This is a genomic window from Micromonospora sp. CPCC 205554, assembly GCF_036902745.1.
GTDB classification, from domain to species: Bacteria; Actinomycetota; Actinomycetes; order Mycobacteriales; family Micromonosporaceae; genus Micromonospora; species Micromonospora tulbaghiae.
The window spans coordinates 1-11886 of record NZ_JBAKHP010000047.1; the positions used below are offsets into that span (position 1 = coordinate 1).

An 11886-nucleotide genomic window follows, 5' to 3' on the forward strand; every position below is an offset into this window, starting at 1 on the left:
CTGCTGGAAATCGCCCACCGCTTCATCCCCCTTGATCGCCGGAGATCCTACGGAGCGAACGCCGATCGGAGAAACGCGTTTCCGGCTTTCCGCACGGTCGTGGACGCGCTGCCGAACCGGTGAGCAGGCGCCGTTCCGCAGGCTCGGGAAGGCTGGTGATGAGGTGCGGGTACGGCGGTGCGTCGCGCAGGTGGGCGGGCCCGGCTGACCAACTTGTCGGTTTGCCGCGACCCGCCGGATCGCCGCAGGGGAGGCTCAGCCCGTCGCGCGGGTGCGTCGCGCCGCGACGTAGCGGCGCATCTTCTCGGACGTTCCGCAGTCGTCCATGCTGCACCAGCGGCGACTGCGGTTCTTGCTCTCGTCGTGGAAGAGAAAGCGGCAGCCGCCGCATCCCTTGATCCGGTCCAGTGCGCCTGTGGTGAGGAGCTGGACCGCCGCGTGCACCACCGGCCGCAGCGGCCGGGCAAGCGTCTGGTCGTCTCGCCAGGTCCACCCGAACGTACGCCCTTGATCGAGTCGTGCGTGACCGAGCGCGTCCGCTTCGTCGTCTCGCAGACGGGCCAGTACGGACGTGCCCGGACTGCGATCAGCGGCCACTGCCCGGAACACGTCGTCGAGATCGTCGCGGATTCGCAGCGACCGGGCGAAGGCGGTCTGGGCGCCAGCCGGATCATCGTGTGACAGCCGGCGCAACGCCTCCGCCTCCGGCTCGCTGAGCGCACCCGCGTACACGCTCCAGGCGACGAGCTCGGGATAGCCGGTCAGCACGTCGTCGTCCGGAGATCCGACGGGCGGACCGGTACGGGTGTTGACGAAGTCCAGCGCGAGGTTGCCGCCTACCAGGCGCATCCGCGTCACGCCCTCGGATGTTTCCATCGAAGCTCACTTTACCAGTTGACCTGCATCGAAGGACACCACTAGCATGTTTCCATCGTAAAGTGTTTTGCTGGAAACGGGGGTCTGATGAAGCGCGGACGGGCAGTGGGAGCGCTGATCGGTCTGTCCGGTGGGACCTTCCTCTACACCACCGCCGAGGCGCTGCCGATCGGGCTGCTGCTCCCGATGGCGGTGGACCTGGCCGTCTCGCCGCCGCGGGTGGGGATGCTCGTCACCGCGTACGGCGCGGTGGTGATGGTCGCCTCGGTCCCGTTGACGGCGCTGGTCCGCAGGGTTCCTCGCCGCCGGCTGCTGTCGGCGCTCCTGGCCGGCTTCGTCCTCAGCACCGCCGTCACGGCGCTGACGAGCACCTTCGCGCTGCTCCTGGTCGCCAGGATGGTCACCGCAACGACCCATGCGCTGTTCTGGGCCGTGGTGGTGCCGGCTGCGGCCGAGCTGTTCCGGCCCGCACTACGCGGGCGGGTCGTCGCGGTCGTGTTCGCCGGCGGCACCGTCGCGTTGGCCCTGGGAGTGCCCGCAGGCACCTGGCTGGGCGACCGCGCCGGATGGCGCGCATCGTTCCTGGCGGTAGCCGGGCTCGGCGCGGTCGTACTCGTCGTGGTGGCGGCGCTGCTGCCCTCGACGCGGCCGGAAGACGGCCACGCCGCCCGAGGTGCGACGCCCGACGCCCGACGCTTCTGGCTGCTGGTGGCGATGGCCGTCCTGACGACCGCCGGCGCCATTGCCGCCTACACCTACGTCGCCATCTTCGTCACCGAGGTGAGCGGATTCTCTGCCTCGGCAGTCGGGGCCGTCCTGTTCGTGCGCGGCATCGCCAGCGTGCTCGGCATCCTCGCCATCGGCGCGCTGCTGGACCGCAGCCCGTGGCTCGCTCTCCTCACGACCGTCGCACTGGAATCGGCAGCACTGCTCGGCCTGTACACGTTCGGCCGACGGCCGTCGGCGTCCGTCGGCCTGATCGCACTGGCCGGACTGGCATTCGCCGCGTTCACCGCGACGCTCGGCGGCCTCGTTCTGCAGGTGGCCCCCGGGCGCTCCGACCTCGCCGCCGCCGCGGTCTCCGCCGCAGTCAACGTCGGCATCACCGCCGGCGCGTTCGTTGGCGGCCTGGCCCTGCCGAGCCACGGTGTGCGCGCTACAGTGCTGATCGGCGCCCTGCTCGGCGTAGCCGCCCTGGTGCTGGCTCTCGGCGAACGACTCATCCGGCCCGCGCTCCGCCACCGCCTCGGTGCGGACTCCCGTCCCGCAGGCGTCGGTGGCGGTCCGTCCGACTCGTCGACCAGCCGGCGCGGTACCCCCATCCCGTGGGCAACAGGGCGAGCACGTCGATGACCGGGGCGGGTAGCTGCCCGGAGGTGGGGAGGACCGGGGTGGTGTCGCTCTGACCGAGGCGGGGCAGCAACCAGGCCGCGATCGCCGCCACCGTCTCACCCGCCCGGACCAGCAGGTACAGCTGTGCCACCATCGCCGCCGGGTCGCGTGATTCACCACGCCGGCGCGCAGTGGAGGCTTACTTGTTGTCCTTCTTGTTCTGCCACCTGTCGATGAGCGCCGGCAGTTCGCGCCAGAGGTAGTCGTAGAAGTCGCGCATCTCGGCGAGGCGGGCACCGGCGAGGCTGCCCTCGCCGGCCACTGTGATGCCTTCTTCGGCGGCTTCCCGCATGCTTCCGATCATCGCGTTCTGGCCGGACATGAGGGTGGCCCACGCGTCCTCGCGGAGCCGGAAGTGCTCGCGGCGACTGCCCGGGGCGGGTACCCGCTCGATCAACCCGACGGTAGCGAGGGACTTGATGGCGGTGGACACACTGCCGGAGCTGATGGCCAGGGTGTCCGCGATCTCGCCGGCGGTCATCGTCTCCTGCTCGGTGAACAGCAACGCCGCCAGCACTCGCGCCGTCATCCGTTGCAGTCCGCCCTCGGCGAGCGTCAGTGCCAGTTTCTCCGCCGGACCACTCAGTGCCATCCGCACCCTCCCCTGCTCGGCCGAATCCTAGCATCTTGCAGTCTTCAGAAGTCTTTGAACATTCGATACTCTGCGAGCCATGGCTGATGTAATCCGGCTGGAGAAGCTGTCCAAGACCTACGGCCGCCGCCGAGGTCTGCGGGCCCTGGACCTGTCCGTCGCCGAGGGTGAGGTGTTCGGCTATTTGGGGCCGAACGGGGCCGGCAAGTCGACCACCATCCGCGTGCTGCTGGACCTGATCCGACCGACCAGCGGACGCGCACTGGTGTTCGGGCACGACCCGCGCCGGGACGCGGTGGCGCTGCACCGGCGCATCGGATACCTCGCCGGGGATTTCGTGGTCAACCCCCGGCAGCGCGTCGGTGAGTGCCTGACATTCCTGGCCGACCTGCGCGGAGGCGTACCGAAGGCCCGCATAGGCGAACTGGCCGGGCGGTTGGAGTTGGATCTGACGGCACCGATCAAGACCCTGTCCAAGGGCAACCGGCAGAAGATCGGCCTGGTACAGGCCTTCATGCACCGCCCCGAGCTGTTGATCCTCGACGAGCCGACGTCGGGACTGGACCCCCTGGTGCAGCAGACCTTCCTCGACCTGGTCCGCGAAGCCAGAGCCGACGGGCAGACGGTGTTCATGTCGTCGCACATCATGAGCGAGGTCGAGGCGGTCGCCGACCGGGTCGGCATCATCCGCGACGGCCACCTCGTCGCACTCGACACTGTGGCTCGGCTCCGCGACCGCAGCGTGCGCGAGTTCCAGGTCACCTTCGCCGACCCGGTCGACGAAACCGCACTCGCCGCCTTGGCGGAGGTAACCGGCCTGACCGTCGACGGCCCGACCGCGAGGTTCCACCTCGCCGGCAGCCCCGACGGGCTCATCCGCGTACTCGCCCGGCAGCGGGTCGCGAGCCTCCGCGCCACCGAGCCCGATCTGGAACAGCTGTTCCTCACCTACTACCAGGCCGGCACTGCGAGCAAGGAGACCACCGATGCCTGACCTGCTGACCAAGACGCTGCGGGACGGCCGGCGAGGACTGGCCGGCTTCACCGCCGGCACCGCCCTGCTCGGGGTGATGTATGCCGGCTTCTATCCCCAGGTTGCCGACGGCGCGATGGGACAGACAGTCCACGGCTTCTCCCCCGCACTGCGGCAGGCGCTACGGATGGAGGATCTCGCCTCCGCCGCCGGCTATCTCGGCTCCAGCGTGTTCGGCATCATCGTGCCCCTGGTCGCCGTCATCTTCGGCATCGCCACCGGCACCGGCGCCGTCGCCGGCGACGAGGAAGCCGGCTACCTCGACCTGCTCCTCGCCCACCCGGTCAGCCGCACCCGGCTGCTCCTGCACCGCTTCGCCGCGCTCACCGTCGGCGCCATCCTCATCGCGGTGGTGGTCCTGCTGGCCATGTTGGCCGTCCGGCCCGCCGCACAACTCGACAGCATCACCGTCAGCCGGTTCGCCGCCCAGTGTCTCGCCCTGGCCCTGCTGATCGTCGTCTTCGGGACGGTCGCGATGACCGTCGGCGCGGCCACCGGCAGCCGGCCTGCCGCCCTGGCGGCCACCACGGGCATCGCCGTGCTCACCTACGCCGCCAGCACCCTCTCCAGCCAGATCGGCGCCGACGCCCTCCGCTACATCTCCCCCTTTCACTACTACATAGGCGGAGAGCCCTTGCGCTACGGCTTCCAGTGGGCCGACCTGAGCATCCTGGCCGCCACCATCGCGGTCCTGCTGACCGTCGCGGTAGCGGCCTTCAACCGCCGCGACCTGACCAGCTGACCCGATCGCCCTCACCACGCCAGCACCGTGGGCCGAGGCACTGGATCCGCAACACGTTCCGGCTCACCTCCCGCAAGTACTGGGACGAGATCAAGCGCGACATCAAGCCGATCTACACCGCCGTCAACGCCGACGCCGCCCGGGCCGCGTTCGACAAGCTGGCCGACAAGTGGGGCGGCCGGTATCCGGCCGTCATCCGGCTGTGGGACAACGCCTGGGCCGAGTTCATCCCGTTCCTCGACTACGACCTGGAGATCCGCACCGTCATCTGCTCCACCAACGCGATCGAGTCCCTCAACGCCCGCTACCGGCGGGCGGTCAAGGCCCGCGGCCACTTCCCCAACGAGCAGGCCGCGTTGAAGTGTCTGTACCTGGTGACCCGATCGTTGGACCCCACCGGAGCAGGCAGAACCCGATGGACGATGCGCTGGAAACCCGCCCTGAACGCCTTCGCCATCACCTTCAGCGACCGCTTCCCGGCCGCTGAAACCTACTAACCAAGATCGCCGGAAACACCTTTAGCGAGACAGGCCCCGCCGATCTCCCCGATCGCCGTCGCGGTCGCGGGGCGACGACGACGTCGAGATCAGGTCGTCGACCGTGGGCGGTTGCGCTGTGAACCCTTGGTCGGGTCATGCGGCGTGAACCGCCGTGGTGTCCGCTGCGGGCCGGCCGTAGCGGCGACGCAGCCGGACCTCGGCGCGGGGGTTGCGATTGGCGAGGTTCAGGTCGCCGCCGTAGTGCGCCAGAACCCGTGGGTTCATCACCCGGTACCACAGCGGCGGAACGAGAGCGAGCAACACCATCGAGGCGTAGCCTCCGGGCAGTCGCGGCGAGACGTCGAAACTGCGCAGCGTCTGGTAGCGGCGCAGCGGGTTGGCGTGGTGGTCGCTGTGGCGTTGCAGTTGGAAGAGGAACACGTTGGTGACGACGCGGTCGCTGTTCCAGCTGTGCCGTGGGTCGACCTTCTCGAAGCGGCCGGTGGCCGTGCGCCGGCGACACAAGCCGTAATGCTCGAGATAGTTGACCGCTTCCAGCAGCGAGAAGCCGACGATCGCCTGCAGGAACAGGAAGGGCACGAGTTGCCACCCGAACACCGCGATCAGCAGGGCGAAGAGCACGACGGTCATGAGCCCGGCGTTGAGAAGGTTGTTGCGCAGCGTCCACGGACTCTTGTGCCGCAGCCGGAAGCGGCCGATCTCCAGCCGCCACGCGGAGACGAGGCTGCCCCAGACCGTACGTGGCCAGAACGAGTAGAAGCTCTCCCCCAGCCTGGCGCTGGCCGGGTCCTCCGGTGTGGCGACACGGACATGGTGTCCGCGGTTGTGCTCGACGTAGAAGTGGCCGTACCCGGTGGGCGCGAGCGCGATCTTCGACAACCACCGCTCCACCGTCTCGCGCTTGTGGCCGAGCTCGTGTGCGGTGTTGATGGCCAGTCCGTTGACGATTCCGATGGTGGCGACCAGCCCGGCGGCGCCGGCGACACCGAGGCCGCCACTCGTCCAGACCCATGCTCCGAGCAGCAGGGCGGCGTACTGCACCGGCAGGAACAGGAACGTGATCCAGCGGTAGTAAAGGACTTCCTGCAACCGCCGGGCGATGTCGTCGGGCGGGTTCTCTCCGTCGTCACCGAGCAGCACGTCGATGATCGGGATGAGCCCGAAGACCACCGCCGGGGTGAGCCACCAGGCCGCGGGCCCCGCGTCGGCCTCCCACAACGCGTACGCCAGCAAGGGCAGCACCGGCACGAGAAGAGCCAGTGGCCACAGGTGCTTCTTGCCGTCATGCCAGTCGGCGGCGACTGCTGGAGCATCGACCGAGGTCCGCATGTACCGCCTCCGGAGTATCGAGCGCTATGTCGACTGTCACACGGATACCCGTCCTTGACAATATCTAGCGCTGCGTCAATTTGGTGGGCACGCGAGGCGCCTGTGTCCAGTCGATAGACTCGGGACACCATGGTCGACCCTCCGCCTTATCGCCACACCGCGCGCCGGCACCTGCGTGACGCGGTCATCAAGGCCGGCCGCGACCTGGCGATCGACCGCGGCTGGGACGCGGTACGAATGGCCGACGTGGCGGCCCGCGTGGGAGTGAGCAGGCAGACGCTCTACAACGAGTTCACCAACAAGGCCGGACTCGGCGAAGCCATCGCACACAGCGAGATCGACCGGTTCGTGGACGGTGTGCGGGAGGCGTTGTCCGCCCACGGCAGCGACGTGCGGGCCGCCGTCCATGCCGCGGTCACGTTCGTGTTGACGCAAGCCGGCACCGACCCGCTGGTCAAAGCCGTCCTCAACAGTGTCCGAGGCACCGACGCCCTGCTCCCCTACCTGACCACCCGCGCCGACCTGGCCCTGGCCGCCGCCGTCACAGTGCTGAGGGAGTGGGCGGGCACGCACCTGCCCCGGGTGTCGCCCGATGATGTCACCGTCGGCGCCGAATCCATCGCTCGACTGGTCGTCAGCCACATCGTGCTGCCGACCGCGCCCGTCGACAACACCGCCGACGCCCTTGCCGACCTGGCACAGCGCTTCCTGGACCCACCGCGCACGTGAACGAGCGCAACAGCTGCCGCAGACGGCGGAGGGAGAGTCATCCCCGCGGGTCACCTGCCGGCAGAGTCAGTCCTTGAGACACGATTCAACTGACTGGACATCGTCGATCCGTGATCCCGCCACCCGGGCGGGTCAGAGACCGGCGGCGGCGTCGTACCGGCGCCGCAGGTCGGCCATCTCCGATGTGGGCAACGCTTCCCTGAGTGCCAGGTCCTCGTACTTGTCGGGGAACATCTCCCGCAGCCGGTCGACGAACCTGACGTCGGCGGTCGCCTCGACCACCTCGATGCCGGGAGGCTGGGTGGTCATGTCCATGATCAGCGGGCCGACGAGTTTGACCGCTCCGTCCCAATGGCGCTTCTGCTCGGCGACGCCGCAGAGGTGGAAGCCGTAGACCGTCCGGACGTCGGCCAGTGTGGTGGCCCCGGTGGGCTCGTGGCCGTAGACATGGACTCCGCAGATGACGGCCGGCGCGGCCTGTTCTCCGGCTGGTACCTGTGGGGCGGTGTGCCCGGCGTGACCGTGATGTGTCGGGTCCGCCTGCTCGAGGATCGTACGCATCCGGGTCAGGATCTCTTGGCGGAGAGCTGCCGGGTCCGTCTTCGGGGTGGTCGAGGTGACCACGGCGGCCACGCCGATCGACGCGGCCAGCAGGCACACCTCGATCCACACGAAGCCGCTTCGGTACCAGCCGCTGACGCGTAGCCGGGAAGTCATGATCGTTCTTCACCTCATCGCGGTTCCTGGTGGTGGCGGAGGGCACCGGACGGATCTCTGCCCGGAGGTCGGGTCCGTCCGCACTGTCACCCCCGGCGCGGGGCCCTGCCGACGGTGGGGTGGCGCGTGCCCGCGCCACCCCACCGCAGATGCTGTTACCGAGCGGTGCAGGTGAGGTTGGGTGTGGAGTTGGTGCCGTTCCAGGAGGCGTTGAAGCCGAAGCTGGTGGTGGCGTTGGCGCTCAGGGAACCGTTGTAGGCGACGTTCGACGCGGTGACCGACGAACCGCTCGAGGTGACCGTCGCGTTCCAGGAGTTGGTGATGCTCTGGCCGTTGGGCCAGGTCCATGCCACCGTCCATCCGGAGATGGCGGCGTTGCCGGCCCGGACGGTGACCTCGGCCCCGAATCCACCGGACCACTCGTTCGTCTTGCGGAAGGTGGCGGTGCAGGCACCGTTTCCGGCCGGCGGCGGCGTGGTGGGCGGCGGAGTCGTCGGCGGAGGAGTCGTCGGCGGCGGCGTGGTGGGCGGCGGGGTCGTCGGCGGCGGGTTGCCGCCGCCGCCGAAGATCACGTCACTGCAGAGGTAGTACGGCTGGTCGAGGTGGGACGCCTGCCAGATGGTGTAGACGACGTGCCGCCCGGTGCGGTTGCCCGCGTTCACCTGCGCCTCGTAGAGCCCGGTGGTCGGGTAGCTGCCGGTGCGGAGTACCAGGTCGAGGCTGTTCCAGGTGAGGGGCTGGGTGGTCGGGTCGAAGCCCTGCTTGGTGATGTAGATCAACATGTAGTCGGCGCCGTGCCGAGCACCGTCGGTCAGCGTCAGGGTGAAGTTGTTCGGCATCGGCTTCGCGGTCCACGCGCCGACCGCGTCGAGCGAGGCGTACAGGCCACCCTGGGTGCGACCGCCGCTGCACAGCTGCCCGTCCGGCACGGCGGCCTGGTGGTTGCCGCCGACGTTCTCGCGGTACAGGCCGTTCCAGTTCCACATGGTGTTCGGGTTGGCCTGCCACGCCTGCCAGCACATCGGGTCGGTCTGGGCCATCGTGGGGTTGAGGTGGTCGGAACCCCAGCGCTCCCAACACCCGTAGTTGCGTGACGGCGGGTTGGTGACCGATCCGTGCGCCGAGGCCGGACCGGCCTGGTTGACGACGACCATCGTGAACGAGGCGAGGAGAACTGCGACCGCGCCCAGTCCCAGACGGCGTGCTGTCCGTGAGATTTTCATGATGCTCCAGTGGATGCGCCGGCGCCCAGTGGCCCTCGCTGGGTGCCCACCCCGGAGAAGGTGACGCCGATCGATTCAAGCCGTCCCAGGGGTGGACGGCACTGCTGCCCAGCAGCGCTTGGCGACTCCCAGCGACAATGCTAGTAGAGACATCTGTCAATGTAAATCGATGGCGATGAACGGGCACACTCGCCCGCGGGTCCGCCCACGGCCGACGGCCCGGTCAGGAGCAGTCCGATCGCGCTGGCGGCGACGAGGCGGTGGAGGATCCGCGGTCGGGCCGGCGGAGTGAGCATGCGGCGTACCCGCTCCACCGCCCGCGTCCCCGCACCCAGCGCGTGCCGGAGAGCGCGGTCGGCGAGCTGGACGATCGCGGTGGCGACCGCTTGCCGTCCGTAGCGAGCGCTCGCGTGGTCGTCGGCCAGGTGCTCAACCAGCGCCGTCTGATCTCCGTCTCGGCCGCGTCGGCCATCGGCAGTCCCGGCAGAGCGCGATGGAACGCGACGAGGAGGTGGTGCCGGCCCCGGAGGTGCGCCCGCTCGCGCCGGAGTACGGCGGCGAGTTCGTCGGCGGCAAGCGCCGCGCTCGCGCGCGGCCTCGCAGTAACGCATGCCCGAGGCGATGACCTTGCAGCCGGCACGGTCGATGGCCTTCGAGACCACGGCCAACCTGGTCAGCGCCTCGCCGGTCATTTGAGGTCGACGATTCATCGCCCCACCTCTCGCCTCCACCATACCCCTGGGGGTAAGAATCGGGGACGGAATACCCCCAGGGGTATGCTGAACTCGAAGGTCGCCGGCACATCGCCCTCCCCTGGGTGGCGTGCTCGGCGGTCGCCCTTCATACCTGGGAGGTTCCATGACTGCGGTCCGGCATCATCAGGTGGTCATCGTCGGCGGCGGCACCGCCGGCATCAGTGTGGCCGCGCGGCTACGTCGCCGGGGCGTCACCGACGTCGCCCTGGTCGAGCCCTCCGAGCAGCACTACTACCAGCCGCTCTGGACCCTGGTGGGAGGTGGCCTCGCCGAGGCCGGCGAAACCGTACGGCCGCAGGGCAAGCTCATCCCCAAGGGCGTCACCTGGATCCGGGACCGGGCAGCCGGCGTCGACCCGGACAACCGGACCGTCACGCTCGCCCGGGGCGACACGCTCGCCTACGACCAGCTCGTCATGGCCCCCGGCCTGCAGCTCGACTTCGAGGCCGTGCCCGGTCTGGCCGAATCGGTCGGGCGGAACGGAGTGTCGAGCAACTACCGGTACGACCTCGCCCCCCGCACCTGGCAGTTCATCCAGCAGGTACGCGGCGGCACAGCCATCTTCACCATGCCGGCCGGGCCGATCAAGTGCGGCGGCGCCCCGCAGAAGATCGCATACCTGGCGGCCGACTGGTGGCGCCGGCAGGGCATATTGGACGACATACGCGTCATCCTGCTGCTGCCCACCGCCACCATCTTCAGCCAGCCGGACTGGGCGCGGGTCCTCAAGGGCGTGGCCGCCGGCTACGGCATCGAGGTGCGCTACGAGTCCCAGCTGGTCGAGGTCGACGGCGACAGCCGGCAGGCGGTCATCCTCGACGGCAAGTCCGGCAGCAAGGAGAGCGTCGACTACGACCTGCTGCACGCCGTACCGCCACAGAGCGCGCCGACCTGGCTCAAGAACAGCGCCCTCGCCGACCCCGCCAGCCCGTTCGGCTACCTGGCAGTCGACCAGTACACCCTTCAGAGCGCCCGATGGCCGGACGTCTTCGCACTCGGTGACGTGGCGAACCTGCCCACCTCCAAGACCGGAGCTGCCATCCGCAAGCAGGCGCCGGTGGTGGTGGCCAACATGCTCGCCGCGCGCCGGAGCAGACCGCTGTCGGCACGCTACGACGGCTACACCTCCTGCCCGCTGGTCACCGCCCGCAACCGGATGCTGCTGGCCGAGTTCGACTACGAACTCAAGCCGACGCCCAGCTTCCCGCTCATCGACACGATGAAGCCCCGCTACGACATGTGGCTGCTCAAGCGGCACGGGCTTCCGGCGATGTACTGGCAGGGCATGTTGCGCGGCCTCGTCTGACCGGCTCGGCACGGCTTTGCCGAATCACTCACGCCGGTCGTTCGCGGCTGGCACGATCTCACCTCAGGGAGAGCAGAGCATGAGCTACGCGATGACCATTCGGGTGTCCGCCGGGTTCATTCCGACCGTCGAGCGGGTCCGGGCGGCACTGAAGGACCAGGGTTTCGGCGTGCTGACCGAGATCGACATGCGGGCCACGCTGCACGAGAAGCTCGGGGTCGAACTCGAGGAGTATGTCATCCTCGGCGCCTGCAACCCGCCGCTGGCGCATCGGGCCGTGCAGGCCGACCGGAACATCGGCCTGCTCCTGCCGTGCAACGTCGTGGTCCGCGCCGACGGGCCGGACGCCACCCTGGTGCAGGCGCTCGACCCGCAGGTGATGGTGCAGCTGAGCGACACCGCCGACCTGCGGGCGGTCGCCGACGAGGCGACCCGGCGGCTGCGGGCCGCGCTGGACGCCCTTTCCGGATGAGAAACGGCGGGGATGCGGGCATCATGGCTCGCACCCCCGCCGTGGCAGTCAGGGTGTCAGCGGCTCGCCGGCTCCCAGCACGCCGTCCCGGAAGGCCATCAGCGTCGGGGTCGACCGGATCCGGGCCGCCGCGGCCAGGCTCTGCTCCACCTCGGTGTCCACCTTGCCGCACACGATGTCCTCGTGCTTCTCGCTGGCCCTTACTCCTGGGGGCTTACAT

The 11886-nt window shown here is 69.3% G+C and carries 12 protein-coding genes and 1 pseudogene; 7 read left to right on the forward strand and 6 right to left on the reverse strand.

The genetic code is table 11. From position 1 onward, the window contains the following. Positions 1–255: 255 nt before the first annotated feature. Positions 256–849 carry a CGNR zinc finger domain-containing protein gene (locus V6U82_RS30315; protein ID WP_334467401.1) on the reverse strand — a complete coding sequence of 198 codons (594 nt, stop codon included), beginning with the start codon at positions 847–849 and terminating at the stop codon, positions 256–258. 114 nt (positions 850–963) lie between these two features. Here V6U82_RS30315 and V6U82_RS30320 point away from each other — a divergent pair, with 114 nt between their 5' ends. Then, complete coding sequence (locus tag V6U82_RS30320) at positions 964–2229, forward strand: MFS transporter (RefSeq protein WP_334467362.1); 1266 nt, start codon at positions 964–966, stop codon at positions 2227–2229. Positions 2230–2407: 178 nt separating this feature from the next. On the opposite strand, the gene V6U82_RS30325 is transcribed toward V6U82_RS30320, so the two are convergent. Further along, positions 2408–2860: a GbsR/MarR family transcriptional regulator gene (locus V6U82_RS30325; RefSeq protein ID WP_128136270.1), complete on the reverse strand. Its 453-nt coding sequence runs from the start codon at positions 2858–2860 to the stop codon at positions 2408–2410. A 79-nt stretch (positions 2861–2939) separates the two neighbouring features. Between V6U82_RS30325 and V6U82_RS30330 the strand changes: the two genes are divergently transcribed. From V6U82_RS30330 to V6U82_RS30340, 3 genes and pseudogenes are all read left to right on the forward strand, one after another. Continuing rightward, positions 2940–3854: an ABC transporter ATP-binding protein gene (locus V6U82_RS30330; protein ID WP_128136269.1), complete on the forward strand. Its 915-nt coding sequence runs from the start codon at positions 2940–2942 to the stop codon at positions 3852–3854. After that, positions 3847–4635: an ABC transporter permease subunit gene (locus V6U82_RS30335; RefSeq protein WP_334467365.1), complete on the forward strand. Its 789-nt coding sequence runs from the start codon at positions 3847–3849 to the stop codon at positions 4633–4635. Before V6U82_RS30330 ends, V6U82_RS30335 begins: the two co-directional genes overlap by 8 nt. Positions 4636–4673: 38 nt before the next feature. Then, a pseudogene (locus V6U82_RS30340) lies at positions 4674–5132 on the forward strand (transposase); the annotation flags it as partial. A gap of 135 nt (positions 5133–5267) precedes the next feature. On the opposite strand, the gene V6U82_RS30345 reads toward V6U82_RS30340, so the two are convergent. Beyond that, positions 5268–6464 (reverse strand): alkane 1-monooxygenase, encoded by a 1197-nt coding sequence (locus tag V6U82_RS30345; RefSeq protein ID WP_334467367.1) that lies wholly within the window; start codon positions 6462–6464, stop codon positions 5268–5270. Between the two features lie 129 nt (positions 6465–6593). Between V6U82_RS30345 and V6U82_RS30350 the strand changes: the two genes are divergently transcribed. Then, positions 6594–7193: a TetR/AcrR family transcriptional regulator gene (locus tag V6U82_RS30350; protein ID WP_334467369.1), complete on the forward strand. Its 600-nt coding sequence runs from the start codon at positions 6594–6596 to the stop codon at positions 7191–7193. A 132-nt stretch (positions 7194–7325) separates the two neighbouring features. Here V6U82_RS30350 and V6U82_RS30355 read toward each other — a convergent pair whose 3' ends face one another. After that, a complete protein-coding gene (locus V6U82_RS30355) occupies positions 7326–7910 on the reverse strand; it encodes a hypothetical protein (protein ID WP_334467371.1) in 585 nt (194 codons plus the stop codon). Between the two features lie 155 nt (positions 7911–8065). Beyond that, the gene (locus tag V6U82_RS30360) at positions 8066–9133 is read right to left on the reverse strand and encodes a lytic polysaccharide monooxygenase auxiliary activity family 9 protein (RefSeq protein ID WP_128136264.1); all 1068 of its coding nucleotides are present in this window, start codon (positions 9131–9133) and stop codon (positions 8066–8068) included. 858 nt (positions 9134–9991) lie between these two features. Between V6U82_RS30360 and V6U82_RS30365 the strand changes: the two genes are divergently transcribed. Next, positions 9992–11194, forward strand: a complete 1203-nt coding sequence (locus V6U82_RS30365; RefSeq protein WP_334467373.1) for an NAD(P)/FAD-dependent oxidoreductase — start codon at positions 9992–9994, stop codon at positions 11192–11194. A gap of 79 nt (positions 11195–11273) precedes the next feature. Next, positions 11274–11666: a DUF302 domain-containing protein gene (locus tag V6U82_RS30370; RefSeq protein WP_334467375.1), complete on the forward strand. Its 393-nt coding sequence runs from the start codon at positions 11274–11276 to the stop codon at positions 11664–11666. Between the two features lie 48 nt (positions 11667–11714). Here V6U82_RS30370 and V6U82_RS30375 read toward each other — a convergent pair whose 3' ends face one another. Then, positions 11715–11840, reverse strand: a complete 126-nt coding sequence (locus V6U82_RS30375; protein WP_435124013.1) for a thioredoxin family protein — start codon at positions 11838–11840, stop codon at positions 11715–11717. Positions 11841–11886 lie beyond the last annotated feature (46 nt).

Excerpts from the sequence above, each read along its gene's own strand:
- V6U82_RS30345 (WP_334467367.1), bottom strand. The coding sequence starts at position 6,464 with ATGCGGACCTCGGTCGATGCTCCAGCAGTCGCCGCCGACTGGCATGAC.
- V6U82_RS30320 (WP_334467362.1), top strand. The coding sequence starts at position 964 with ATGAAGCGCGGACGGGCAGTGGGAGCGCTGATCGGTCTGTCCGGTGGG.
- V6U82_RS30365 (WP_334467373.1), top strand. The coding sequence starts at position 9,992 with ATGACTGCGGTCCGGCATCATCAGGTGGTCATCGTCGGCGGCGGCACC.
- V6U82_RS30335 (WP_334467365.1), top strand. The coding sequence starts at position 3,847 with ATGCCTGACCTGCTGACCAAGACGCTGCGGGACGGCCGGCGAGGACTG.
- V6U82_RS30325 (WP_128136270.1), bottom strand. The coding sequence starts at position 2,860 with ATGGCACTGAGTGGTCCGGCGGAGAAACTGGCACTGACGCTCGCCGAG.
- V6U82_RS30315 (WP_334467401.1), bottom strand. The coding sequence starts at position 849 with ATGCGCCTGGTAGGCGGCAACCTCGCGCTGGACTTCGTCAACACCCGT.
- V6U82_RS30355 (WP_334467371.1), bottom strand. The coding sequence starts at position 7,910 with ATGACTTCCCGGCTACGCGTCAGCGGCTGGTACCGAAGCGGCTTCGTG.
- V6U82_RS30330 (WP_128136269.1), top strand. The coding sequence starts at position 2,940 with ATGGCTGATGTAATCCGGCTGGAGAAGCTGTCCAAGACCTACGGCCGC.
- V6U82_RS30350 (WP_334467369.1), top strand. The coding sequence starts at position 6,594 with ATGGTCGACCCTCCGCCTTATCGCCACACCGCGCGCCGGCACCTGCGT.
- V6U82_RS30360 (WP_128136264.1), bottom strand. The coding sequence starts at position 9,133 with ATGAAAATCTCACGGACAGCACGCCGTCTGGGACTGGGCGCGGTCGCA.
- V6U82_RS30370 (WP_334467375.1), top strand. The coding sequence starts at position 11,274 with ATGAGCTACGCGATGACCATTCGGGTGTCCGCCGGGTTCATTCCGACC.